The organism is Flavobacterium sp. DSP2-3-1, assembly GCF_049896865.1.
Classification (GTDB): Bacteria; Bacteroidota; Bacteroidia; order Flavobacteriales; family Flavobacteriaceae; genus Flavobacterium.
This window is the reverse complement of sequence record NZ_JAFCVD010000004.1, coordinates 169,943-195,854: the sequence shown is the minus strand read 5'-3', so window position 1 is coordinate 195,854 and position 25,912 is coordinate 169,943. Positions and strand designations below refer to the sequence as shown.

Below are 25,912 nucleotides of genomic sequence, written 5' to 3'. Positions count from 1 at the left end.
TCCATTCGAAGGCAGCAAATCAAAAATTTTATGTTGTATTTAAAGGGAAATAATACCGTCTATTGTAGAAACTTCTAAGTATTTATCTACTATTTCTTGCGAATTTTTCATAGTAACATCAACCGATATGCTAGTGAATTTTCCTGTTTTGGATTTTGTAGTTTTAATAACTGCGCCCAAACAATCAAATGCCAATTCCACTCGTTCAATGTTATCATTTTCTGTTGGTACAATAAATTTAAATAAGTACTCTGCTGGCCATGTATTGCTCATGTCCAACTCTACTTTTAATCTATCATAAAATTCTTCAGTCTTCTTATCCATTTTTTATTTAAAAATAAAGGCAAATATACGGTTTCAAACGTAAATTATGAATTTTGAATTATGATTTTTTGTCTAATCGCATTTTAACCGTAATGATTTTTTCAAATCCCAATTAGTTTAAGTAATTTTGCGCCTTATTTTTTAAAAGTGCAAAAAGAAATTATAGTTATCATTGGCGGTCCAGGAACCGGTAAAACCACTATCATCGACGGATTGGTCGCTAAAGGACATTGTTGTTATCCCGAAATTTCCCGCGAGGTAACTTTGGAAGCAAAAAAGCAAGGAATCGAGCAATTGTTCCTTGAAAAACCATTGTTATTCAGCGAATTACTTCTTGAAGGAAGAAAAAAACAGTTTCAAAATGCTGTAAAAGAGTCTCATGAAGTGGTATTTATCGACAGAGGAATTCCGGATGTTTTGGCCTATATGCATTATATTGGCGATAGTTACCCTGCTACTTTTGATGCCGCTTGCCGCGAACATACCTATTCAAAAATCTTCATTCTTCCGCCTTGGGAGGAAATTTACATCAGCGATGACGAACGTTACGAAAACTTCGAACAAGCGAAACTTATTTATAATCACCTTACTGAAACTTACCAGAATTACGGTTACGAACTCATAGAAGTTCCAAAAGACACGATGGATAAAAGAATTCTTTTTATCTTAGATGAAATTTCTAAATAGTCTGCAGGTTTAGGATTTATGCTTTGGACTGTTTTTCAATGAAATGAAATCTATACTCTATGCAAGAAGCAGTAGCTATTCTTCAAAAATATTGGAAACACGACAAATTCAGGTCGCTACAATACGAAATCATCGACTCTGTTTTAAGCGGTCATGATACTTTTGCATTGATGCCAACCGGCGGTGGAAAATCAGTTTGTTTTCAGATTCCGGCTATAATGAATGAAGGCATTTGCTTAGTCATTTCGCCTTTGGTAGCACTGATGAAAGATCAAGTAGCCAATTTGCAAAAGCGAAACATCAAAGCCATAGCATTGACAGGCGGGATACGATCCGAGGAAATGATTGATTTACTGGACAATTGCCAATTCGGAAATTATAAATTCCTTTATTTATCACCGGAACGTCTACAATCCGACTGGATTTTGGAACGAATAATAAATCTTCCCATCAATTTAATCACCATAGATGAAGCGCATTGCGTCTCACAATGGGGACATGATTTCCGGCCAGCTTATTTAAAAATTTCGGAACTAAAAAAGCATTTTCCAAAAGTGCCCTTTTTAGCATTGACTGCCACTGCTATGCCAAGGGTCAAAGAAGATATTATCATTGAGTTGGGATTACATAAACCACAGATTTTCGAGAAATCATTTGCCAGGGAAAATATTGCTTACATGATTTTTGAGGTCGAGGATAAACTGTTCCGAATAGAGCAAATTTTGAAAAAAAATCCACAACCGTCTATAATATATGCGCGAAACAGAAAATCGTGTCTGGATATTTCCTCGCAATTGAATTCATTAGGATTTAAAGCTACGTATTATCACGGCGGACTTTCGTCCAAAGAGAAAGACAGAAACATGCAATCCTGGATGAACGAAGAAGTGCAGGTAATTGTGGCTACCAATGCCTTTGGAATGGGAATTGACAAAGCCAATGTAAAAACGGTAATCCACATTCAGCTTCCGGAAAATATGGAAAATTATTATCAGGAAGCGGGACGTGCGGGACGAAATGGAGAAAGAGCCTTTGCTGTTTTATTGACCAGTCCTTCCGATAGTATTCAGGCTCAAAGCCAATTTATCAACATTCTTCCCGATAAAAAGTTCTTGAAGTTAATGTATGTCAAGCTCTGCAACTATTTTCAAATTGCTTACGGAGAGGGGATCAACGAACAGTTTACCTTTAATTTGCATCATTTTTGTTTAAAATACGAATTCCCAACACTTAAAACATACAATGCAATGCAATTTCTGGACCGACAAGGAATTATTAGCCTGTCCCAAGAATTTTCAGAAAAAATCACGTTGCAGTTTCTGATTCCTTCCAAGGAGGTAATTCGGTACATGAGTTTAAATCCGAACGACGAGGAAATTATTTTGGCAATATTGAGAACATATCCCGGAATTTACGAAATGCAAACCACTTTCAATTTACAATTGATTGCTAAAAAATCAAATCATAAGGAAACTGAAATTCAGGCTGTTTTACATAAATTGAAAGAAAAAGAAATTATAGAATATCATTCGAAAAACAATGATGCCACATTAATTTTTAATGAAGTCCGCGAAGATGACAAAACTATCAATCGGGTCTCAAAATATTTAGAGCATCAAAATCAGTTAAAAAAAGAGCAGCTTCAATCTGTTATTCAGTACATCAGTGAGAAAAAAGTATGCAAGAACAAGTTGATTCTAAATTATTTTGGCGAAAAAACAACTGTTGATTGTGGCATTTGCTCGTTTTGCATTACAAAGAATATAAAGAAAAAAGATGTCACGCTGCTTTCACGAGAAATAATTGCTTTACTGCAAGCCGAAGATTTAAATTCGAGAGACATTCAAAACAAAACTAAAAATAGTCCGGACGAAGTTATCGGTGTACTTAAGGATTTATTAGAAAACAACACGATTTTGGTCAAACCAAATAACAAATATACTTTAAGATCATAATGGAAAAATTACGAATTGTTTTTATGGGAACTCCCGAATTTGCAGTGGGGATTTTAGATACCATAATCAAGAATAACTACGAGGTTGTAGGCGTTATTACCGCTGCAGACAAACCAGCAGGTCGTGGACAAAAATTAAAATATTCAGCAGTAAAAGAATACGCGCTGCATCACAATCTACCTTTATTGCAGCCTTTAAACCTAAAAGACGAGGCTTTTTTAGCTGAATTGAAAACATTAAATGCTAATTTACAAATTGTAGTCGCCTTTAGAATGTTGCCAAAAGTTGTTTGGGAAATGCCATTTTTAGGAACTTTTAATCTTCATGCTTCACTCCTGCCGAATTATCGCGGCGCCGCACCCATAAATTGGGCAATTATAAATGGGGAAACTAAAACGGGTGTCACCACTTTTTTTATCGATGATAAAATTGATACTGGGGCGATGATCTTAAGTTCCGAAATCACAATAGATGAATATGAAAATGCGGGAAACTTGCACGACCGATTAATAGAATTAGGCAGCAAGACTGTTATTGATACTTTAAAAATGATTGATAAAGGAAATGTATCTACAGTTATTCAAAAAGATACTGCCGATATAAAAACAGCCTACAAACTCAACAAAGAAAATTGCAAAATAGATTGGACAAAATCAGCTCAGGAGATAAACAATCTGATTCGAGGCTTAAGTCCTTATCCTGCGGCTTGGTGCTTCTTTGGAGACAAGAATGAGGAATGGAATGTAAAAATATACGATGCTACTATAATTTCTGAGGAGCATAATTATGCTGTTGGGAGTTTGATTTGTAGCAAAAAAGAAATGAAAATTGCAGTAAAAAACGGATTTATCCAAATACTTAATTTACAGTTCCCAGGTAAAAAGAAAATGAATACAACAGAATTATTGAATGGAATTGCTTTTTCAGCCGATGCAAAAGTCTATTAACACCAATAAAAACGGGTGTTTCTTAACTTTAATCAGAAATTATCATTGATTTATCAACAAAAAAAATAAGTTATCAACAAAATAAACTAAATTAACATAAAACGCTTGCAAGGAACGTATTTCCTACTAAATTTGTGTATTAACAATTTTTTTTAACCAACAATTAATAACTATTTATTATGAACAAATCAGAATTAATCGATGCTATCGCTGCTGATGCAGGAATCACAAAAGCTGCTGCAAAATTAGCTTTAGAGTCATTTTTAGGAAACGTAGGAGGTACTTTGAAAAAAGGTGGAAGAGTATCTTTAGTAGGTTTCGGATCATGGTCTGTTTCTGCTAGAGCTGCTAGAGACGGTAGAAATCCTCAAACAGGAAAAACTATCCAAATCGCTGCGAAAAATGTAGTGAAATTTAAGGCAGGTGCAGAATTAGAAGGTGCGGTAAACTAATTTTTGTCTCCCTTATATAATCAAAACCTTCCATCTGGAAGGTTTTTTTATACGTTTCAACGATTTTATTTGGCACTCTTATAATAAAAAACTTAAATTTAATAAAAAATCCAATCCAATGATTACAGACAAATTAAAAAAAGGATATTTGCTTATCGCAGAGCCTACGATAATTGGGGATTTATCATTCAATAGATCAGTAATTTTATTAGCTGACTATAACGAAGAAGGATCCGTTGGTTTTATTATTAATAAACCATTGAAGTACACCATCCACGATTTGATTCCGGATGTTGACGCACGATTTAAGATTTATAACGGTGGCCCGGTGGAACAAGACAACCTATATTTTATACATAACATTCCAGAACTAATTCCTAACAGTATTGAAATATCGAATGGAATTTATTGGGGTGGCGATTTTGAATCGACAAAAGAACTCATAAATAAAGGAGAAATAAGCAAAGACAATATCCGATTCTTTTTAGGATATACTGGTTGGGATGAAAAACAATTAGAATCAGAGATGGAAAACAATTCCTGGATTATCACTTCCAATAGCTATGAGAACAAGATAATTGGAAAATCAGCGACTCATTTCTGGAAAGAACAAATCATGGAATTAGGTGGGGAATACCTCATCTGGTCAAACGCTCCAGAAAATCCATACTTAAATTAGGTACTACTTATCATTTCGTTAAGTTTCTCTAACAGTTCAAGAGATATTTTCGTGGTGAAAGTTTTTTTACGATATTGTGTTATTGGTTGTATTCCTTTTATAACATTAGTTAAAAATAATTCATCTGCTTTTTGAAGATCAAATGGAGAGATTACCTCTTCTACAACGTCTAAATTTTCTATCTTCTTTGCTAAACTTAGGATCTGCTTTCTCATAATCCCATTTAAGCAGCCTTCAGAAACTGGTGGGGTAATCAATTTATTACCCATCAGCATAAAGATATTTCCTTGAAGTGCTTCAATTATATTCTTACTGTCATTAAGCAATAAACAATTATCTAACCCATTTTCATTTGCAAAAATACTTCCCGTTATATTGATGATTTTATTAGTCGTTTTGATAGACGACAGCAATTGTTTTGTGATGTAAAAATCTTTGTATAAATCTACTTCATATTCCTTTTTTTCGATTGAATATAGCGTGTTTTCAAGTGCTACAGCGTAAATTAAAAAAGAAATCGTATTATTTTGTGGTAAATAATATCCTCCATCGTTTCTATACACTGTAATTCTGGCACGAGAAGAGGACGTCAGTCCATTTTTATTAACTAAAATAAGGATTTGTTCTTCCAGAAACTCCATTGTAAAATTCATGGGGATTTCCATTCGAACAACTCGCATGGAAGACATGAGTCTAAAATAATGATCCTCCAGAAAAAGAATTTTATTGTTTATTATTTTAACTGTTTCAAAAACTCCGTCGCCATATAGAAAAGCACGGTTGTGTGTCAAAATATTGGCATCCTCAGACACAATAGTTCCATTAAAATTAATCATAAAAAAAGCCCTAAATTTTATTCAGGGCAAATATAAGTTATAAAAAATGATTTTTTACACAGAACCTATTAGATGTTTCAAATCAGAAATTTGATTTTCCCACAACAATGTTGCTTCATCGACTTCATCTTTAAGAGCAAAATCAACTACCATTAAAGAAACGTCTTTCGTGAGTTCATCTACCAAGATATGTAGTTCAAAAAAGTACTCGGTATCCTTACTATTTTCATCTACCCACTTAAATTTCACTTTTTCACCTGTTTTTTTTGAGGCTAGTCTTGCTTTTTCTTCGGAGTCATTCCAAATAAAAGTAAAAAATTCACCACGAGAATTCACATTATCGGCAAACCACTCAGACAAACCGGATGGAGTCGATATGTATTGATACAACAACTGAGGCGAGGAATTTATGGGGAACTCGATTTCATAACGTACTTTTTGATCCATGAGCTACATTTAATTTTTCGGAAATATATAGAATATAACTACATAAAAAAAGTGTTTTGAAAAATATTTTTTTTTATTAAAAATATGCTTGCAAGCTCTAATATTATTTTTATATTTGCACCCGCATTCAGGGCTGGCTTACCACCCTAACAATGGCGAGATAGCTCAGTTGGTTAGAGCGCAGGATTCATAACCCTGAGGTCCCGAGTTCAAATCTCGGTCTCGCTACCAAAGCAAAAACCCTAACATCAATATGTTAGGGTTTTTTTATGTCTAAATGTCCCGTCCTGAAATAGCGATACACAAAAAATATCCTAATGGAAAAACATGAAGAAAGTCGCTATGATAAGCACACCCAAAAAGACTACACAATTTCTTTTACATTACAAATTGTTCAAGAAATAGAACGACGACAACTTACAAGTACAGAAGCTACAAAGAAATATGGTATTCAATGTAGAAAGACCGTTGTACAATGGCTAAGAAAATTTGGTAACTTTGATTGGGAAAATCAAATACCTTTTAATATGACAAAGTCTCCGGAACAGAAGATAATGGAGCTTGAAACCAAAGTAAAACTTCTAGAGAAACAGAAGTCATTTTTGGAACAACAAGCTTTTGTTGCCGATAAAAAAGCTATAATTTTTGATATGATGATCGATATCGCTGAAGAAGAATATAAAATTGATATACGAAAAAACTCTCCCCCGGACGATAGACCATTTTAGACAAAAAGAACAGCAAACAATAATGTTCGTCTGTAATTTGTTCGGGATAGACAGACAGGTTTATTATCGAAGAATTAAAAGAAAAACCATCAAAGAAGCCAAAGCTATTGAAGTGGTTTCGATGGTTCTTGAAATCAGAAAGAGCATGCCAAGATTAGGAACAAAAAAGTCTTATCATATTTTATTAAATAAGTTTCAATTAATGAATATTGGAAGGGATAAACTATTTGATATTCTTAGAGCTAATCATTTATTGATACAACCCAAACGGAGTTATCATATAACTACAAACTCTCATCATCGATTTAGAAAACACCAAAATTATATTCTTGATTTAGAAATTAACAGACCCGAACAAGTCTGGGTCTTCGACATAACCTACATTGGACAAGAGACAAGCCACGTTATTTAAGCATTGTTACCGATGCTTATTCTAAGAAGATAATGGGATATTATGTGCCAGACAATATGAATACAGAGAGTAGTGTTATGCCTCTAAAAATGGCGATAAGACAAAGAAAAAACAAAAAAATGCCGTTAATTCATCACTCAGATAGAGGATTACAATATTGAGCTAATAATTACCAAAGTGTTTTGAGTAAAAATGGAATACTGGATATGCAAATAAAACCCGCAGTATTAGTTAAGCAACATTTTTAAAATTATTTTTCTGTTTCCAAAATTCTTCAATTGTCTTGTAGTCTAGAGCTGAATGCCTTCTTTTTCTATTGTACCAAATTTCAATAAATTCAAATATATCTCGTTCCATCTGTTCTTTTGATATAAGTTTATTTCCATAAATTTGTTCTGTTTTCAAAGTCTTAAAAAAGCTCTCAGCTACTGCATTGTCCCAACAATTCCCTTTTCTACTCATGCTTCTTGTAATCATTTTATAGGAATCAATTACATTGGTAAACTTTTTACTAGCATATTGAATTCCTCGGTCAGAATGAAATAGTAATGATTTTTCAGCACATCTGTTTTTAATAGCCATTCTCTGAGCTGCCAACGAAGTTTCCTCTATGCTAATTCCATTACTCAAACTCTAGCCAATAATTTTTCTGTCATAGAGGTCTAAAATGGTTGTTAAATATATAAATCCTTCTTTTACTTTAATATATGTAATGTCCGACACCCAAACTTTTGACGGTTCTGTAACTGAAAATTCTCTATTCAAAACATTTGGCACAATTAAATACTTATGCTTTGAGTTGATTGTAACCTTAAATTTCTTGCTTAATTTGCTTCGTAAACCGAGTTGATTCATATATTTGGCAACGCTAACTCTTGATATATTATTACCCAAAGAAGCCAACTCTCCCGTCATTCTCGGACTTCCATATCTTTGTTTTAAATCAAAATAAATGGAAGTTATTTTTTCTTTAACCAGCTCAGCTCTTTCTTTTCTATCCGAAATAGCCCCATTTTTCCATGGATAATAACTTCTTTGACCAACTTGTAATACTTTGCACATTTTTTCAATCGGAAATATCTTTTCATTGTTTCTGATGAAAGTATAAATCATCGACCGTTTTTGGAAAAGATGCCTATTACTTTTTTTAATATATCTCTTTCTAATTCCTCATCTGTGAGTTTTCTTTCAAGCTCTGCAATCCGCTCCTGTTCTGGTATTAACTTGGCATTGCATTTGCCTGCTAAAATTCCTTGCCCAAACTCTTCATACTCTTTTCTCCACTTATACAATTGTGGAGCAGCAATATCCATTTCTCTAGCTAATTCTGAAATGTTATGCCTTTCATAACTCAATTGAACCGCTTTCTCTGTAAAAACTCGGTCGTAAATTTTTAGCGTCCTTTTCATAAATTAAAATTAAGGTTTTTATTCTTAACTTTTTATGAGGGTAAGATTAGCATGTCCAGGACGCAACACAATAGTAACTTTTTCTGAAAGTACTACTTTATAAGTACTATTCCGAAATTAAATTATGGACAATCAATTTGGCGGAGGCATTATTATATTAAAATTATCCTCGCCTACAGAATTATTTTTTATTTTTAAAACAAATAAATCAGCAATCCGTTAACAACTATTTATTATTAAATATTAACAACGAATTTTATTCTGCAGTAATTTTACAAAATGAAATTATAAAGTCGGCAAATAAGTAATCTGCATAAATCATACTAAGTTTTAGAATAAACGTTATTTGTTTTTATCCTTTAAAATATGTTATAAATTAGGGTTTTGTATTTCAAAAAAATAATTGTTCGTATTAAATCATCTCAATAAACTAAATTTCATGGATTCTGACACCTTTATTTTCTGCCTTGAAGCAGTTCCTGATGTAGACACAAATAAGACAACTGAAGTGGTCAAAAACTTAGAGCAACTAGCTTTTGAACGAGGTATTACAAGCATTTACAAAACATGTGATTCTATTGAAGGATTAGAAGAAAGTTTAAATTCTCTGCTTTATGAAGACCATAATTTTACCAATTATGAAATCATTTACTTCGTAGTGAAAGGCGAAGGAAATACTATTTGCCTGAATGAATATTATTATAGCTTAGAAGAAATAGCCGAACTTTTTGAAGGAAAAATGAAAGGAAAAATTCTGCATTTTGCAAACGCAAAAGTATTGGACTTAAGCCCAGATGAGGCTCAATATTTTTTAGATGTTACAGGAGCACGCGCAGTTTCCGGTTATGGGGCTTCCCACCAAAACATATCCAGCAGTTCCCTTGATAAACTTTTTTTCAGCTTGTTTGAAGAACAAGATGACATCAAAGAAATTGTAGAAGAATTACATCAAAAAAACTATGCTCTTTGCAAACTTCTCGATTTTAGATTGTATTATTAGCAGAACTAGTATTATTTTTTATTGAGGTGTACGCTTATTAGAATGTATTAATATAAAACTTTTTGAGTATTCACAACTCTGTTTATAAGTAGGTCAAATATGTTTTCCTTGTAAATTGACCTATCAATACGGTCACTAAACTCGTCTACATACTTCTGAAAATGCACTTTATGAACTTAAGAAAAAGTACTTCTCAACCAAGATTTCACACGATAAATTGTAGTGTTTAATTCTTTTCAAGATTTGCCTTTGTCACTTATTATCTGTTTCAAATCAAACTCTTTTTTTAACGGATCATATCCAGTCTATTTGTCTATTTTCATTGATGTAGATTTGCAAAAGTGTTTATCAAATATTTCGCCTAATTATTTACACGAATAATCTTCAAGCTGGTCACAATGTAATCTTTACATTCCGCCAGTAACATTGGTTCTAACGGAGATTATTAATTTATTTTTTTTGAATCATTGCTCCTTCCTTATTTGAGCCCTTCTCGCCAACCAAGAATCTTGTTTATTATAAAACATCAATTTACTCATCACAGATCTTTAAACAATCCGCGAGCAATGACTATTTTCATAATTTCATTTGTTCCGGCATAAATACGTGCCACACGGTTATCAGCATACATACGAGCAATTGGATAGTCCCACATATAGCCATAACCACCATACAATTGCAAACATTCATCGACGACCTTCCCGCACATGTCGGTTGCCGAATATTTAATCATCGAAGCACTTTCTGTTGTCAATTTATGATCTACTAATAATTCGATACATCGATCTAAAAAAGCCTGATGTATTTGAAGTTGGGTAGCACATTCCGCAAGTTTAAATTGGGTGTTTTGAAATCCGGAAATAGGGCTCTCAAAAGCGGTTCGTTGCTTGGTATAGCTTATAGTATTTTCGATAGCACCTTCAGCGGTAGCAACCGCCGTAATACCAACAGTAAGTCGCTCTCGAGCCAGTTCCCGCATCATAATTTTGAATCCTGCTTTTTCATCTCCCAGCCTGTTCTCCTTTGGAACTTTGACATTATCAAAAAACAACGCGCACGTATCTTGTGATTTCATTCCAATCTTTTTGAAGGGAACTCCTTTATGAAAGCCTTCCATTGTTGATTCTAAAATAAGTAACGTAACACCCTCCTCATCCGAATTATGATTGGTTTTGACAGCCACGACAGCCATATCACACATAAATCCATTGGTGATAAATGTTTTTTGACCATTTACCAAGTAGTGATCTCCTTTATCTTCTGCCGTTGTTCGAAGGGCTTTCAAATCACTCCCGCAACTAGGTTCGGTCATTCCTATTGCAGTAATAATTTCTCCTTTGGCCATCAACGGCAAATATTTTTGTTTTTGTGACTCGGTTCCATAATACAATAAATAAGGCGCTACAATGTCGGAGTGCAATGAAAATCCAGGACCGGTTATTCCTTTTTTGGCAAACGCTTCAATTAACAAAGCATTAAATGTAAAATCCAATCCACCTCCCCCATATTCTTCAGGCATATCCATACACAACAATCCTAATTCCCCCGCTCGTTTCCATATTTCACGGGATACCATCCCATTTTTCTCCCATTCATCTAAATGATCTATAATATCATTCGAAATGAATTCTTGAATCATTTCTTGCATCATTTTATGCTCTTCGGAGGCATAAATTTTTCGTTCCATTACTATATTTTGTAGCATTTTAATACAGTTTTTAGTTTATAAAATACTTGAACTGATGCTGATATTGGAAAAATTAAAAAAAGTAATTCCCAATTTGCATCTTGAAAAAGATTTCGCTATCTAAAGTTACATAAATTTTGGATTCAAAAACGTGTCAGTAAACTAATCATAAGTTACTGAATCACAATCCAATTAAAAAAGCTGCTAGACTTCTCTGAAATACCAACACCTTTTCAATCACGGTGGTCAAAAAGCTGACACCAAACAAAATCTAAATACTAAAAACTTTTTGCTACTTTTGTACCATGTTTTCACTATTCAAATCAAAATCTGTACTGAAAGACTTAATTCCGGATCATCATATTGACATCCATTCCCACTTGTTACCCGGAATTGATGATGGCGCCAGAATATTTGAAGATACGCTCCGACTGATAAAAGCACTGCAGGGATTCGGTATTTCCGAATTTATCACCACACCACACATTATACAACATGTTTGGGACAATACTCACGAACAAATTCTCGCCAAGAGAGCAAGCACATTGGCTGAATTAAAAAAAAATGCAATAACAGTTCCCTTCAAAGCAGCGGCCGAGTATTTAATGGATGATCAATTTGTTCGTCTTTTTCAATCGGGTGATTTATTGACCCTAAAAGACAAATATGTGCTGGTGGAAATGTCGTACATCAATGCACCAATCCAATTATACTCGATACTTTTCGATTTGCAGGTAGCCGGATACATACCGGTATTGGCACATCCTGAACGCTACCTTTTCTACCACAGTAATTTTAATGAATACGTAAAATTAAAAAGAGCAGGTTGTCTGTTCCAACTCAACCTATTATCCACTGTGGGGTATTATGGCGGTGCTATTACTAAAATAGCAGAAGAATTGTTGCAAAAAGGGATGTACACTTATGTAGGAACGGATGTGCATCATGACAACCACATCGCTGCCTTTGATCAAAAAGTAGCCATCAAAGACATAACTCCGTTGAAAGAAGCGATAGCGAACAATCAGTTTTTTAAATTTGGATAAATTAAAGTAGACCTAATGATTTTAAAAGTAAGTTTGACCCTTTCCAAACCGATATCAGCTACCTTTTTAAATCTGTTTAAAACTTGGATCAAAACGAAAAGAAATCTTTTTTATAAAACGGAGGAGTACCACATGAATTACTAAATCCAAAACTACTTTTTAAAGAGCTTTTTAAAAACAGCAAATACAACCTCTCACATTCGTATAAATTCGTGAAATTCGTTGCGAAAAATTTGAAGAATAAAACCTGCTAAAACTCCGGTCTGAACTACTATTAATACCATAAAAAAAGGTTGTAAAGCACCTATACTTTACAACCTTTCTGGTGCAACATTCCTAAATAAAATTCTACTTATCCAATAATTCAAAAGTAGAATTCATACTCTTAAACTCAGGTACAATTTGCTTCATTTGGGCGACCATTCGGTCATTGTCAAATTGATTGGCTGACACAATAAGTTCATATATAGCATGATTTAATAGATTAAAATCATCTAAAACCTCCTCCGCTATCATAATTTTTTCGTGATACGTGGGTAGGGTTTTTGAAGTATTATTCAACAATTCTTCATATAATTTTTCCCCTGGTCTCAATCCGACTATGGCTATTTTGATGTCTTTTTCAGGTGTAAAACCGGCCAGTTTTATCATTTTTCTCGCCAAGTCAATAATTTTGACGGGTTTACCCATATCAAAAATATAAATCTCTCCTCCATTACCCATAGCTCCAGCTTCCAAAACCAATTGACATGCTTCAGGAATAGTCATAAAATACCGGATAATATCAGGATGCGTAATGGTAATAGGGCCGCCTCTGGCAATTTGCTTTGTAAACAAAGGAACTACGGAACCATTCGACCCCAATACATTTCCAAATCGTGTCGTAATAAATTTAGTAGTCTTTTTTTCTCCGTCATTCGCATTTTTGAATTGCAGGGATTGCACATACTTTTCGGCGATTCGCTTGCTGGCACCCATCACGTTACTGGGGTTCACAGCTTTATCAGTGGAAATCATTACAAATTTTTTGACTTTATACAAGCACGATAAATCGGCGAGATTTTTGGTTCCCTCAATATTGGTAAGAATCGCTTGTGAAGGATTTTCTTCCATCAAAGGCACATGTTTATATGCCGCTGCATGATAGACAACCTGAGGCAAGTGGGTTTTAAAAATACTGTTTAATACTTCTTTATTTCTTACATCAGCAATAATGGTGACTATGGTAGTAGAGGAAATATGACTTTGTATTTCTAAAGATAAATGATGCAGGGGCGTTTCGGCATGATCCAAAATAAGTATTGTTTTGGGATTAAAGCTGATTACCTGCCGTACGATTTCACTTCCAATAGATCCTGCCGCACCACTGATTAAAATGACCTTATCTTTAAGTTGTTTTGAAATTAATTTACTATCCAAAAGTATCGGTTTTCTTTCCAGCAAATCCTCAATTTGAATCGTTTTTATTTTTTGAGAAATCTCTTTTTGATTTTCCCAATCGGAAATCAATGGCACAGTATAAACGCTGTAATTAAACTCTAAACATTGATCTACAATAAGCAATTGTTCTTCTTTTGATAAACTTTTATCTGCAATAATTACGGCCTGAGCATTAATGGAGCGCATCAACGGGGGTAATTTTTTCTTTTTGAACAAAATCGGCAGGTCCATAATACGCTTAGCCGTATTTTGATTGTTTTTATCTACAAATCCAACAATTTTAAATCGGGTGGGAGTTTCAAATTTTAAGGCATTCGCAACCGAAATAGCATTGGCATCTGTACCGTAAATGATTGCTCTTATTAATTTATTGGTTCCTTTGACAGAGAAAAAAAATTCAAATAACTGTTTGATTAAAATACGGTATAAAAATAATCCGCAAAAAGAAAATACAATATTGATGAACAACGCGGTATTTAAAAACGCTTTTACACCAAAGAAAAATTCGTACGTGAAGTTAAAAAGCAAAAACACGAAGAGTACTCCAAGTTGAGAAAACAAAATCTTTACAGCGTCAATATAGGAAGAATGACGAATAATTCCGGAATACGTTCTAAAAATCCAAAAAAAGAAAATATTCACCCCAAAAAAAAGAAACAAGAATTTAATGGGATTTGGTGTAATAACAAAATTTAATCCTGTTCCCCTAAAAAGCATAATGGTAAGAAAACAAGACAATACTAACACTATGACATCGATCAGTACGACGATCCATCTGGGCAAATAACTTAAATTAGACAGGCTAAATTTCAAATTTTCTCTGGATAAAAAATTTGGTTTCATAACGGATGAGTTTGTGTTTTTAATAGTACTCAAAATAGTATTTTAAAAGGTTGTGCTGGTAATATAGAAATAGTTTTTCAACTTGATTACAAAAAGGAAACAAAATTAAAACTAACTAGTCGTAAACTTAGAAATACGCTGGTAATTCACCGATTTTATAATAATATTAAAACAAATGTCAAAAAGAATATTAAACTAATTGAAAAAAATATGACAAGAGACAATTGTTTACGACTTTCTAAGAATCATTTTCCGATGAACGAACGAACGGATAAGGATATAAAGCAAGGTCAAAACTGCTAAAATTATAAGAACAAATGACAAAGATAATTGTCCTCTGGCATCCATATAAACAACTAGTCCATTAATAACCAGTTGCAGTACCGCATAAATAAAAGCCACTACAATTTGATAGTGTCCCATTTCATTGGCAAGATATTGGTACAGATGAGAACGATGCGGTTGAAATATGTTTTCTTTCTTCATCAATCGGCTGACAATCGTGACAACAGCATCAATACCATAAACGGAGAAGAAAAGAATATACCCCACTTGTCCGGTGACAAATATAGTTTTTATCATAAAATACCCTAAAAACAACGCCATACTAATACTTCCCACATCACCTGCAAAGGTTTTCGCTTTATTCCGAACATTAAAAATTCCGAAAGCAATACAAGCTAATCCCATCGTTAGCAATAAGGGCAAATGGGCACTGTGAATGGGCAAAAAAGAAAAACTGAGTAGTGCTGCCATTGCATACAAAACTGTTATTCCATTGATGCCGTCCATGAAATTAAAAGCGTTAACCCAGCCGATCATCAATACGAGTAAAATGGGCAAGATCCATAAAGGCTGGTAAAACAAATTGAGTTCAAAAAAAACCAATCCGACAGCAATAAGGTGTGCTAAAAATCGAGGCAGCTGTGGTAGCGGTCTCATGTCATCGATAAAACTGACCACGCCCACTAATACAACTGCAGCAGTCAAGGGCCAGGAAACATATCCCATAAAAAATGCGATAAATGTCGCAATAGGAAAAATGATACCGCCACCTCTCAAAGTGACAGCCGTATGTGACGATCTGGTATTGGGTTTATCAATAATGTGACATGCCTCTGCTATTTTAAAATAAAGAAGTTCTATGCTTACAAATAAAAGAATCAGTAGAATGTATTCCATTTTCAATGAGAAGTAGTGTAGTGAAGGCAGGTAAAGTAGAAGATATTAAGAATCAAACACCTTAAAATTAAGGCATTTAAAATACAACAAATTCTAGTCTGCTTGTTTTATTATTTGTTTTTCAATAATCCCAAAAGATACTCTCCGTAACCGGATTTCTTTAATGGTTCTGCCAAATCTTTCAACTGTTGCTCTGTAATGAAACCTTGTCTCCATGCAATCTCTTCGATACAGCCTACTTTAAGTCCCTGACGTTCTTCGATTACCTGAACAAATTGTCCGGCTTGCATCAAACTATTAAAAGTTCCGGTATCTAACCAGGCTGTACCTCTGCTTAAAATCCCAACTTTCAATGCCCCTTTTTCTAAATAAACTTTGTTGACATCTGTGATTTCATATTCCCCACGCGCACTTGGTTGAATATTCTTGGCAATTTCAACAACTGAATTGTCATAAAAATAAAGTCCCGGTACGGCATAATTGGATTTAGGCTCCAGTGGTTTTTCTTCGATTGAAAGTGCCTTAAAATCCGCATCAAATTCAACCACACCGTACCGTTCCGGATCCGAAACGTGATAGGCGAATACCACTCCACCATCTGGATTCGTGTTGGATTGCAACAATTCATCCATATTAGAACCAAAGAAAATATTGTCCCCAAGAACCAATGCTACACTGTCAGAACCTATAAATTCTTCCCCAATAACAAATGCCTGCGCCAGACCATTAGGCAAAGCCTGTTCCGCATAGCTAAAATGACACCCAATAGAGGATCCATCACCTAATAACTTTTTAAAATTAGGCAAATCGTGAGGCGTAGAAATAATTAATATTTCGTTAATTCCTGCCATCATCAAAGTGGATAACGGATAGTAAATCATCGGTTTGTCATACACTGGCATCATTTGTTTACTCATCGCTAAAGTCAATGGATGCAAACGGGTTCCGGAACCTCCGGCTAAAATAATTCCTTTCATAAATGTTAAATTTATTATTTATTAATCATTTTCGCTATCGCTATTTAGGCATTGGTGTTTGCTTGCACAAACTCATTTTTAATGCCGATTTCATATTAATATGATTATGGTGTTTTGACTCTGAACTTTGATTAGTATGTTTCTCATTACCTAAAATTTGAATTCTCAAAAATTTATTGACAACTCACTACTGAACATCAATCACTCAAAACTAACTTGTAAAAGTTGATTATTGAAAACTAATTGTACTGTTTCTCGTAATAAGTTGCATACTCCCCAGAAGTGATATTATTCAACCAGGTTTGATTTTCCAAATACCAGTTAACCGTTTTTTCCAAACCTTGCTCAAAAGTAACCGAAGGCTTCCATCCCAATTCTGTATTGATTTTACTGGCGTCAATAGCGTAGCGCAAATCATGGCCAGGGCGGTCCTTAACATACGCAATTAACTGTTCTGAAGTTCCTTGGGCTCTTCCTAATTTGTCATCCATTATTTTGCAAAGCAATTTGACCAAATCGATATTCTGCCATTCATTAAAACCGCCAATATTATAAGTATCGTGGTTTTTTCCCTCATGGAATACCAAATCAATCGCTACAGCATGATCCTCAACAAAAAGCCAGTCGCGGGTATATTTTCCATCACCATAAACCGGTAAAGGTTTATTCTGGATAATGTTATTGATAAACAAAGGAACTAATTTTTCCGGAAAATGAAAAGGGCCATAATTATTGGAACAATTGGTCAACACATAAGGCAAACCGTACGTTTCACCATACGCTCTTACAAAGTGGTCTGAACTCGCTTTAGAGGCAGAGTACGGGGAATTAGGATCATAAGCAGTTGTTTCTGTAAAGAGTCCTTCGGCACCCAAACTACCATAAACCTCATCAGTACTGATATGGTAAAAACGCTTTCCTTCATAATTGCCTTGCCAAGTTGCTTTGGCGGCATTCAACAAATTCATCGTTCCAATCACGTTTGTTTTTACAAAAGAAAGCGGATCCGTTATGGAACGATCTACATGTGATTCAGCTGCTAAATGCAAAACACCATCAAATTGATGTTCCGCAAACAATTGATCAATAAAAGCGGCATCAACAATATCCCCTTTGATAAAAGTATAATTGGGAGCTGCTTCGATGTCAACTATATTCTCTAGATTTCCGGCATAAGTAAGCGCATCCAAATTAAAAATTTGATAATGTGGATACTTGTTTACAAAAAGTCGTACCACATGAGACCCTATAAAACCGGCACCACCGGTGATTACTATTTTTTTCATTTTATTTTTATGTTTTAATTAGTTTTAAAAACGTACTAACTTTTTTTGTTAACTCTTAAATCACATTAAAAAGGAACGTCCTTTTTTCAGCTATGTTTGCTGCTGGAGCGAAAGGAAAATTGCAAGCGTGATCTCCTCTCATTGTTTATCATTTTCAAACAACTAATCGCTTCTAACTACTCAACAACATTATACATTTCTCTAAACTAACTTAATATTCAGTCACGGAAAGCCCGAACGTATTTTTTATTTTGCTTTTATCCAATAAAGAAAGGGCTGGTCGTTTTGCCGGTGCTGGATAATTAACGGTGGGAATTCCGTTAATTTCGCAGTCAAAACCACCAATTTCCTGTATCGCTAAAGCAAATTAATACCAACTGATTCCGCCCTCATTAGAAAAATTATAAATCCCGGACTGACAATTATCGTGTGTGTGTCAGTAGTCATGATCGCTTGTGTCAAATCGCCGGCATAAGTAGGACTACCTATCTGATCAGCTACAACATTCAGATGATCACGCTCTTGTATCAATTTTGACATTGTTTTGACAAAATTAGCGCCAACACTGGAATAAACCCAAGAGGTGCGGATTATAATCGCATCCGGATTTTGTTGTAAGCATGCTTTTTCACCCGCTAATTTGGTGACACCATATACATTAATGGGTTTCGTTGGTTCATTTTCGTTTAATGCGGTGGCTGTCGTTCCGTCTAAAACATAATCAGTAGGTATGTGTATCAGTTAACACAAGTTGCCATGGCTCCATTTTGCAAGAACCGCTATTGATTGATGATTGCGCATATCAGCCAATTCAACTTCGGTTTCGAATTTGTCCACTGCAGTGTGTGCGGCACAATTGATAATAATCTAAGAATTAAGAAAATTCAATTGCTTTGCTAACTGTTCTAAATTACACAAATCCAACTCTTGACGGTCTGTAATAATCCATTCAAATTGTGAATATATTTTTGACTACCGGGTTAATTCAGAACTTAACTGTTCTTTCGATCCGGTTACTAAAATTTTTTTTATTTTATTTTTTTTTGCACTCAAGCATTAGGATTTCAAGTGTATTTTATACTGTAGCAATAGTTTGATGCACAAACGATTTGTATTTTTTTTTTAAATATGGATTCAGATTACGGTGAAATTCAACAGTCTGAATTGCAATTTTTACGACTAAACACTGAACACTTCCAGTCATATAATTTAGAATACTCCACATCTTCTTTGTGAACTTTGCAATTCAATTATCAATAGTACAGACAACTTGAAACTTTAAACTTTATACTTTTATAAACTTTGAACGTTAAACTCTTAGAAAGACTTTGCTAACACAAAAACTTTGTGCCTTTTAAGAACTTTGCGGTTAAACGTTTAAAACTCCCAGTCAATGGAATCAAATTCCGGCAATATCAAATCCTTATCAGAAACAAGTACTTCATCCGGAAGCAATTGCCAATCAATGGCCAAAGTACGATCATCATAGCGGATACCTCTTTCACTATTTTTATCATACGCACCATCAACTTTATACAGCACGGAAGCTGTGTCACTCAAAACCGAAAAACCATGCGCAAACCCATGAGGCACCATTAATTGTTTTTTATTTTCGGCACTCAAAACTACGCTAAAATGCTGCCCGTAAGTACTTGAATTTTTTCTTAAATCTACCGCTACATCGAGAATTTCTCCTTGCAACACACGTACTAATTTAGCCTGTGCAAAAGGATTAATTTGCAAATGCAAACCTCGAATTACTCCTTTGGTAGAGAAGGACTGATTGTCTTGTATAAATTCATAATCTATCCCATTTTCTAAAAATCTGGCTCGATTGTAAGCTTCGAAGAAATACCCGCGCGAATCTTCAAAAACAGTTGGCGTGATTAGGATTAAATCGTGTATTGGGGTTTTTTCGAAAATCATTTTTATTTAATTAACATTTAATATTGAAGAGGACTTTGTTTTATAATTGAATACAAATGGCCTCTAGTTATGTTTTTTTTTGTCAGGTGAGGCAAAGTTGAGACCAAAACAAAAATTTATTTTTTAAAGGAAGTAAATGTTTTAAGTAAACCTTCTTTTGAGGCAATAGGCAAAGGCTTTCCTATCGCTTTAATAATTTTTTTATTACTTACGACATAATTTTCAGTCAGTTTTTTCAAACGTTCCGTATTAAGGGGTAAGTGCAAGTGATCTCCCAATTTGGCGATGCCTTTTATCCAAGGAGATGGGATAGCTATAATTCTGCTTTGTTCGCCTAAACTACTCCCTAATAAAGTAATAAGCTCGTTGGTCGATAATGCTATATCATCCGAAACCTGATAAATTCCGGAGGGTATCATCGCATTTTCTAATAATTCTTGAACTACAAAACAAAGATTTTCAATACTCAAAAAAGAACGTTCGTTTTTAAAATCGCCCAAAGGCCATGGCAATCTTTTAGAAACCAACTGATACAATAAATTCAAATTCCCTTTGTTTCCCGGACCATGAATCATACAAGGTCTAAGGATATAAACTCTTTTCCCATTCGGTAATTCCTGAGATAAAAGATATTGTTCGGCCTGCAGTTTGGCTATCCCGTAATGGGTTTTAGGATTTGGCATTGCTTCTTCCGTTAGGATTCCGTCGATGGCATCTGCTACCGCTTTTACAGTACTCATAAATATAAAAACAGAAGCTGTTGATGCTAAAAACGAATCGAACAATTGTTTGGTTAACTCAAAATTAGCTTCGTAATAATCCGTTGGATTAGACACCTTTTTTAAATCGTGTGCTTTGCCGGCCAGATGAATAATGGCATCGCAGGCCAAATCAAATCGCTGATTGGCCACATAACGTACTCTCATAGCATGGACATCATGTGCATCTTTCAAATACTCTTGAAGATTATATCCGACAAATCCCGAAGCGCCTGTAATTATAATTGAATTACGCATTAATTTGTATATAAACGTAAATAGGCTTCTGACATTTTCTCCCTGGAAAATAGTTTCACCCTATCTAGTGCATTTGAAGAAAAAAATTCATACAATGGTTTATTGTTAATTATTTTTTCTATCGCCTTTTGTAAAGCTGCTGAATTTTTTGGTGCCACTGTAATTCCCGAATAATCATCTGTGGAAACAAAAGGAACTCCTGAATCTAAACGGGTATTGATAACCGGTAAACCATTTGCCATTGCTTCCAATTGCACTACGCCGAAAGCTTCCGCTTCATTAATGCTCGGCAAAATAAACAAATCAGAAGAATGGTACACTTGCGCTAATTTTTCGTCACTGGCATTGGCAATAAAACAAACTTTATCCCTGATCCTTAAGGCATCTACTAATTCTTCCAAATTAGCCTGCTCTTCCCCATTACCAATAACAGTCAGTTTTACATTTAAAGTCTCGATTGCTTTTATTAAGTATTCAACGCCTTTGTATTTCCTCAATTTACCAACAAAAAGCAACTGAAAACATCGGTTTTCAGGATATTTTTTACTTTGAGAAAAGGAATATTTGGGATCAAAACTCAATGGAATAACGGTAACTTTCTGTTTGTATCTTTGTAAGATATCAGATGCTTCAAAAAGTTGTGGTGATGTTACCACTATTGCATCCGCTCTTTCCAGTAATTTTTCAGTCATTGGATTATACATCTTTTCAATCCAGCTCCATCTAGAGTTTTTAATATTGGCATGCCAAGTAATTATAAATTTTTTATTAGCCATGTTTTTCAAATACCGCAGTAAAGTGAACTCCATCGTCGGAAAAGGATAATGATGATGAATCACATCGTGATCCTGTATTAATTTTTTTAAGGAGGGATATCTTAAATTAAGTGGCTGGCTTTTCAAGTAAAAAGGGGTCGCTTCTTTGATCACTTTAATCCTATCATATCGTTTAGTGTCCTTACTAAAATTCCTCAAATGATTGTTGGAATAAACCGTAAAGTCAGATGCATCTGAAATAGCAACAACACCTTCAACTATATTTTTAACCACTGATTCCATCCCACCCTGACAGGGATCATAATATTTAACGATGTTCAATATTTTCATTACGTATGGTAACTATTTTTTATTACTATTTCCTCATTCGGCGTATCCCCAATCTCATGATGGAGGTCTTTCCTTTCCAATGCGCTGCAACTTTCTCTTTAATCTGTATTTTTATTATTTGCAACAGGGTCGATTCAAAATGTTGTTCCTCTTTACAATTGGCATCCACTATACTCTATTACTCCTCAAAATTGCTACCTGTCTCATAATCCCTTCCTTCTTAAACTACATTTTTTTCACTAAATAAAAAAATATATTGTTTGCTAGCGTCAAAGACAATGTTATAGAGCAATAATCATCCTTATTTCTGTTTTAAACAAGCCTTCTTAGATATTGAAGAATAAATTCCACCCGATAGCTTATTTTAAAATTTAAACTGTTTTCACTTTTCATCCCTGAAGCAGTTACTGCAGCACTATGACGTTGATATCGAATTAATTTCTTCTCTAGAAAGGCCACTTTACCATTTCTTTCTGCAATAAGGCCAATCCAAATATCATGGGCAATAAGATTATTTGGAAATGGCAACGACTTCAATAATATATTTCGATCAAAAATCATACAGCAGCCCAAATAGGAATTTTTGATTATATTTTTAAAAAAACCTGTTTGTGATTTTACTTTTTCAAAATAGGACGGGGCTATTACCGTACCAGATTCATCCACGACAGTGGCATCATGAACAACAAGATTACACTTTTTACCTTTTAATAGTAAAATACAATCTTCTACTTTATTGTCTTCCCAAACATCATCCTGATCGGATAAAAAAATGTAATCGCCGGTAGCATAGGTGAGCGCATTCTCAAAATTTTTGGTGACCTGATAGGATTTACTTTGTTTAGCGGGTTGGAGCTGGCTTAAATCATTATGCACCAGTTTGATCCTTGAATCTGAAAAAGCCAATATAATGTTGATGGTCTCATCAGAAGAACCATCATCAGAAATGATTATTTCATCCGTCTCGGACAACTGTTTTAGGATACTTGCTAGTTGTACTTTAATAAATTTGTCCCCATTAAAGGTGGCCATACAGACTGAAATTCTCATGTTCTTCATTTTATGCTATTATTCTTCATTCTTTTCTTTCCATTTTATCAAAAGATTATCTTCATCACTAGGTGTCACAAAAAAGTAATTGCGATATGGCACTAGTACACTTTTAGTCATAGGGTTAGAAATAATTCTGGAAAAACGAATGGTCGGAAAAATTAATATTAACAATACATAGGGAAAATAAAGTGCCTTTGGGATAAATTTAATTAAATAAACAAAAACAAAAGCAACACCAAAATAAAAATAATATGAAAACCGATCTGCTATATCCTTGGAGTCCGAGAAGAATATATTGATTATTATGAAAATAAAAAAGGAATTGATAAAAAATCGCATTTTATAATTATTAAAATCAATTTTTTCATAATTAGCAGACAGCAATAAAAGGTATATAGCATACAGCAGCCCTACTATACTAATGGAACTTTGCGCTTCCACCGTAGTTGAATTTAAATACAATTTTTGTGCAAATATCAGTTCGGGAAAATAGTTACTTAATCTTTCCAATATGGTAGTAACAAAGGAAAAATGGGTGATCATTGTGATTAAATGCAACCCAAAAAGAACCAAGATAAACACTCTGCTAAATTTTATTTTAAAAATGAAATAAAGAGGTATGAAAATCAGTGCGCTGACATGAAATAAAGAACCCAAAACATTTAAAAGGAAATATTTAAAAAAACTGTTATTAATATATTTAATACTCAATAGGAAAATATAGAAAGCGATGGACTGCCTTAAAATATCAAATTCCCGAAACATGGTAAAAGAAATGAAAGTTGCTAAAAATAAAAATTTATAGGTTACAGTTTCTTCTTTCCATGTAACGTAAAACAATACGGTGTAACAAAATAGAGAGACAATTACGGTCAACGCTTGCAAACTACTGCTTGTCTCCGAGTTAAAAACCATATTGATTAGGGAGATTAAAATCTTAAAACCATATTCAATACCTTTTTCCCCCTGAAAATTAGTGGCATTTCCCGACAAAACATCCCAAAAGGGTTCGATCCCGCGGATTATGTTATTGTAATTATACCAGTCATTGGCCATCTTATAACGAAACCCTATAAAAAAAACAACTACGAACCAAAAAATAAAAAAAAGCAATTTCTCTATTTTTTCAAACGACTCAATCTTAATTAAATTGAATAATGAAATAATAAATAGGAAACTGAAAAATAAAATATATGGAATCATTTAACGCCTTGCTAAAAGTTGAGTGTACAGATTTACCAGCAATTGGCTGTTTCGCGAAACAGCTGCATTATCGGTAGGTAAAGCAAGCGTATTTATTGATTGGGAATCCGTTAGAAATTGCACAAGGCAATTTTCCAGCCCTTTTTCATCGTTCAAATCATAAACATACCCCTTGCCCCCGTCGTTTATGTATTCAGAAAGCGCTCCAACATTAGACACAATTACGGGTGTTTCAAAAGCGGCAGCAGTCATCAGCACACCACTCTGGGTCGCATCTCTGTAAGGGCAAATTAAAACATCGGCTTGTTTAAATAATGATTTGATTTCAGTTTCAGCTATAAATCGATTGATGGTAATCAACGATGAAGAACCGACCAATTCTTCTGGTAAATGGTAAGAATAATTACCTTTACCAGCGACCACAAGTTTAATCTGCGGGAAGTTTTGAACCACTTTAGAAAAAGCGCTTAGCAACTCGTCAATTCCTTTGTAAGGGGATAGTCTTCCAAAGAACAAAAGTACTTTTTCATTAGGTAGCTTATTGATCTCTGGTATCTTTTTAGTGCCTAATGCCTCATAGCAATAGTACGGAACCAGTCTTAAATCGGCAACCGGTACTTTGGGATGAAATACTTTTTCAAACAACAGTCTGCTATATTCAGAAAAAGTGGCGAAAGCAGCAATCTTACTAAAAAGAATTTTACGCATGATTACATAGCCCGCATTTTGTTCCCCTGAATGGGCAACTGGATCGTGGACATTCAATACAATCTTTCTGTTTTTCAGCAGTAGTGCAAAAGCCAGCATTCGCCCAGATATATCATCAAAATGAACGAGCTGTGGTTTAATACGTTTTAGCTGTTGGAGCAGCGCCATCGTAATCCTTACGATACTCATTCCAATTTTTGGAGGAAAAAAGACAAAATGGACAGATTGACAACCTTCAAAATAATGTTCGAACAACTTCACATTTTCAATTTTGTCTTTTATCGCTTCGAATGGATAAATTCCGTCGAGAACAAAACCCTCTTTTAATTTAAAAATGGTATGGTTAGGCGCATGCAAACTCACACAAACCATTACATGCAAATTAACATGCTGTTTCAAATCATTTATTTGTTCTGCAGAATAATCCAGTAAAGGAGGAGAACAGATATATAAGATATTCATTAGTATCGAAGTTAAACTTTAAAACTATATTAGGACCGCTCAATCAGCAGCATAATGAAATAGTATAGTAGGTACCGATTTTTATTTCAATTTAATGCTTG

The 25,912-nt window shown here is 34.2% G+C and carries 28 protein-coding genes and 1 tRNA gene; 11 read left to right on the top strand and 18 right to left on the bottom strand.

Annotated elements, in window-relative coordinates; all coding sequences use genetic code 11:
• Window positions 1–39: 39 nt before the first annotated feature.
• A complete protein-coding gene (locus tag ACP7AT_RS06495) occupies window positions 40–324 on the bottom strand; it encodes a DUF493 family protein (RefSeq protein ID WP_426063517.1) in 285 nt (94 codons plus the stop codon).
• 147 nt (window positions 325–471) lie between these two features.
• Here ACP7AT_RS06495 and ACP7AT_RS06490 point away from each other — a divergent pair, with 147 nt between their 5' ends.
• From ACP7AT_RS06490 to ACP7AT_RS06470, 5 genes are all read left to right on the top strand, one after another.
• Window positions 472–1,011 carry an AAA family ATPase gene (locus ACP7AT_RS06490; RefSeq protein ID WP_426063516.1) on the top strand — a complete coding sequence of 180 codons (540 nt, stop codon included), beginning with the start codon at window positions 472–474 and terminating at the stop codon, window positions 1,009–1,011.
• 59 nt (window positions 1,012–1,070) lie between these two features.
• The gene (locus ACP7AT_RS06485; RefSeq protein WP_426063515.1) at window positions 1,071–2,966 is read left to right on the top strand and encodes a RecQ family ATP-dependent DNA helicase; all 1,896 of its coding nucleotides are present in this window, start codon (window positions 1,071–1,073) and stop codon (window positions 2,964–2,966) included.
• Window positions 2,966–3,913, top strand: coding sequence for a methionyl-tRNA formyltransferase (gene fmt, locus ACP7AT_RS06480; protein WP_426063514.1), 948 nt, complete (start codon window positions 2,966–2,968; stop codon window positions 3,911–3,913). Before ACP7AT_RS06485 ends, fmt begins: the two co-directional genes overlap by 1 nt.
• A 179-nt stretch (window positions 3,914–4,092) precedes the next feature.
• A complete protein-coding gene (locus ACP7AT_RS06475; protein ID WP_073017033.1) occupies window positions 4,093–4,365 on the top strand; it encodes an HU family DNA-binding protein in 273 nt (90 codons plus the stop codon).
• Between the two features lie 118 nt (window positions 4,366–4,483).
• Window positions 4,484–5,044, top strand: coding sequence for a YqgE/AlgH family protein (locus tag ACP7AT_RS06470; RefSeq protein ID WP_426063513.1), 561 nt, complete (start codon window positions 4,484–4,486; stop codon window positions 5,042–5,044).
• Here ACP7AT_RS06470 and ACP7AT_RS06465 read toward each other — a convergent pair.
• Window positions 5,041–5,880, bottom strand: coding sequence for an aminotransferase class IV (locus ACP7AT_RS06465; protein WP_426063512.1), 840 nt, complete (start codon window positions 5,878–5,880; stop codon window positions 5,041–5,043). The two genes, ACP7AT_RS06470 and ACP7AT_RS06465, sit on opposite strands and share 4 nt — an antisense overlap.
• Before the next feature lie 54 nt (window positions 5,881–5,934).
• Complete coding sequence (locus tag ACP7AT_RS06460) at window positions 5,935–6,327, bottom strand: START-like domain-containing protein (protein WP_091203555.1); 393 nt, start codon at window positions 6,325–6,327, stop codon at window positions 5,935–5,937.
• 154 nt (window positions 6,328–6,481) lie between these two features.
• Here ACP7AT_RS06460 and ACP7AT_RS06455 point away from each other — a divergent pair.
• The 4 genes from ACP7AT_RS06455 to ACP7AT_RS06440 all read left to right on the top strand — a co-directional run bounded on the left by ACP7AT_RS06455 (window position 6,482) and on the right by ACP7AT_RS06440 (window position 7,628).
• Window positions 6,482–6,558 (top strand) — tRNA-Met (locus tag ACP7AT_RS06455).
• Between the two features lie 86 nt (window positions 6,559–6,644).
• The gene (locus ACP7AT_RS06450) at window positions 6,645–7,055 is read left to right on the top strand and encodes a hypothetical protein (protein ID WP_426063511.1); all 411 of its coding nucleotides are present in this window, start codon (window positions 6,645–6,647) and stop codon (window positions 7,053–7,055) included.
• Window positions 7,056–7,077: 22 nt separating this feature from the next.
• Window positions 7,078–7,467, top strand: a complete 390-nt coding sequence (locus ACP7AT_RS06445; RefSeq protein ID WP_426063510.1) for a hypothetical protein — start codon at window positions 7,078–7,080, stop codon at window positions 7,465–7,467.
• Between the two features lie 32 nt (window positions 7,468–7,499).
• Window positions 7,500–7,628 carry a hypothetical protein gene (locus ACP7AT_RS06440; RefSeq protein ID WP_426063509.1) on the top strand — a complete coding sequence of 43 codons (129 nt, stop codon included), beginning with the start codon at window positions 7,500–7,502 and terminating at the stop codon, window positions 7,626–7,628.
• Between the two features lie 70 nt (window positions 7,629–7,698).
• Here the strand turns inward: ACP7AT_RS06440 and ACP7AT_RS06435 are convergent, their stop codons facing one another.
• The 3 genes from ACP7AT_RS06435 to ACP7AT_RS06425 are packed head-to-tail and all read right to left on the bottom strand — an operon-like array spanning window position 7,699 to window position 8,876.
• A complete protein-coding gene (locus ACP7AT_RS06435) occupies window positions 7,699–8,097 on the bottom strand; it encodes a transposase (RefSeq protein ID WP_426063508.1) in 399 nt (132 codons plus the stop codon).
• Between the two features lie 3 nt (window positions 8,098–8,100).
• Complete coding sequence (locus tag ACP7AT_RS06430; protein ID WP_426063507.1) at window positions 8,101–8,580, bottom strand: IS3 family transposase; 480 nt, start codon at window positions 8,578–8,580, stop codon at window positions 8,101–8,103.
• Window positions 8,577–8,876 carry a transposase gene (locus ACP7AT_RS06425; RefSeq protein ID WP_426063506.1) on the bottom strand — a complete coding sequence of 100 codons (300 nt, stop codon included), beginning with the start codon at window positions 8,874–8,876 and terminating at the stop codon, window positions 8,577–8,579. Before ACP7AT_RS06425 ends, ACP7AT_RS06430 begins: the two co-directional genes overlap by 4 nt.
• Window positions 8,877–9,315: 439 nt before the next feature.
• Here ACP7AT_RS06425 and ACP7AT_RS06420 point away from each other — a divergent pair, with 439 nt between their 5' ends.
• A complete protein-coding gene (locus tag ACP7AT_RS06420) occupies window positions 9,316–9,876 on the top strand; it encodes a DUF6642 family protein (RefSeq protein WP_426063505.1) in 561 nt (186 codons plus the stop codon).
• Window positions 9,877–10,414: 538 nt separating this feature from the next.
• Here the strand turns inward: ACP7AT_RS06420 and ACP7AT_RS06415 are convergent.
• Window positions 10,415–11,581, bottom strand: a complete 1,167-nt coding sequence (locus ACP7AT_RS06415; protein ID WP_426063504.1) for an acyl-CoA dehydrogenase family protein — start codon at window positions 11,579–11,581, stop codon at window positions 10,415–10,417.
• A gap of 287 nt (window positions 11,582–11,868) precedes the next feature.
• Here ACP7AT_RS06415 and ACP7AT_RS06410 point away from each other — a divergent pair, with 287 nt between their 5' ends.
• Window positions 11,869–12,609, top strand: a complete 741-nt coding sequence (locus ACP7AT_RS06410) for a tyrosine-protein phosphatase (RefSeq protein ID WP_426063503.1) — start codon at window positions 11,869–11,871, stop codon at window positions 12,607–12,609.
• Between the two features lie 348 nt (window positions 12,610–12,957).
• Here ACP7AT_RS06410 and ACP7AT_RS06405 read toward each other — a convergent pair whose 3' ends face one another.
• The 11 genes from ACP7AT_RS06405 to ACP7AT_RS06355 form a co-directional block, all read right to left on the bottom strand.
• A complete protein-coding gene (locus tag ACP7AT_RS06405; protein ID WP_426063502.1) occupies window positions 12,958–14,892 on the bottom strand; it encodes a polysaccharide biosynthesis protein in 1,935 nt (644 codons plus the stop codon).
• 228 nt (window positions 14,893–15,120) lie between these two features.
• On the bottom strand, window positions 15,121–16,074 hold the full coding sequence (locus ACP7AT_RS06400) for a UDP-GlcNAc--UDP-phosphate GlcNAc-1-phosphate transferase (RefSeq protein WP_426063501.1): 954 nt from the start codon (window positions 16,072–16,074) through the stop codon (window positions 15,121–15,123).
• 110 nt (window positions 16,075–16,184) lie between these two features.
• Complete coding sequence (gene rfbA / locus ACP7AT_RS06395) at window positions 16,185–17,051, bottom strand: glucose-1-phosphate thymidylyltransferase RfbA (protein ID WP_426063499.1); 867 nt, start codon at window positions 17,049–17,051, stop codon at window positions 16,185–16,187.
• A 239-nt stretch (window positions 17,052–17,290) separates the two neighbouring features.
• Window positions 17,291–18,337, bottom strand: coding sequence for a dTDP-glucose 4,6-dehydratase (gene rfbB / locus ACP7AT_RS06390; protein WP_426063498.1), 1,047 nt, complete (start codon window positions 18,335–18,337; stop codon window positions 17,291–17,293).
• A gap of 357 nt (window positions 18,338–18,694) precedes the next feature.
• On the bottom strand, window positions 18,695–19,069 hold the full coding sequence (locus tag ACP7AT_RS06385; RefSeq protein WP_426063625.1) for an SDR family oxidoreductase: 375 nt from the start codon (window positions 19,067–19,069) through the stop codon (window positions 18,695–18,697).
• Window positions 19,070–19,714: 645 nt separating this feature from the next.
• Window positions 19,715–20,263, bottom strand: coding sequence for a dTDP-4-dehydrorhamnose 3,5-epimerase (gene rfbC, locus ACP7AT_RS06380; protein ID WP_426063497.1), 549 nt, complete (start codon window positions 20,261–20,263; stop codon window positions 19,715–19,717).
• 116 nt (window positions 20,264–20,379) lie between these two features.
• Window positions 20,380–21,279 (bottom strand): NAD-dependent epimerase/dehydratase family protein, encoded by a 900-nt coding sequence (locus tag ACP7AT_RS06375; protein ID WP_426063496.1) that lies wholly within the window; start codon window positions 21,277–21,279, stop codon window positions 20,380–20,382.
• Window positions 21,279–22,385: a glycosyltransferase gene (locus tag ACP7AT_RS06370; RefSeq protein WP_426063495.1), complete on the bottom strand. Its 1,107-nt coding sequence runs from the start codon at window positions 22,383–22,385 to the stop codon at window positions 21,279–21,281. The genes ACP7AT_RS06375 and ACP7AT_RS06370 overlap by 1 nt, the downstream gene beginning before the upstream one ends.
• A gap of 312 nt (window positions 22,386–22,697) precedes the next feature.
• Window positions 22,698–23,435 carry a glycosyltransferase family 2 protein gene (locus ACP7AT_RS06365; RefSeq protein WP_426063494.1) on the bottom strand — a complete coding sequence of 246 codons (738 nt, stop codon included), beginning with the start codon at window positions 23,433–23,435 and terminating at the stop codon, window positions 22,698–22,700.
• Between the two features lie 18 nt (window positions 23,436–23,453).
• Window positions 23,454–24,641, bottom strand: coding sequence for an EpsG family protein (locus ACP7AT_RS06360; RefSeq protein ID WP_426063493.1), 1,188 nt, complete (start codon window positions 24,639–24,641; stop codon window positions 23,454–23,456).
• On the bottom strand, window positions 24,642–25,811 hold the full coding sequence (locus ACP7AT_RS06355; protein WP_426063492.1) for a glycosyltransferase family 4 protein: 1,170 nt from the start codon (window positions 25,809–25,811) through the stop codon (window positions 24,642–24,644).
• Between the last annotated feature and the right edge of the window lie 101 nt (window positions 25,812–25,912).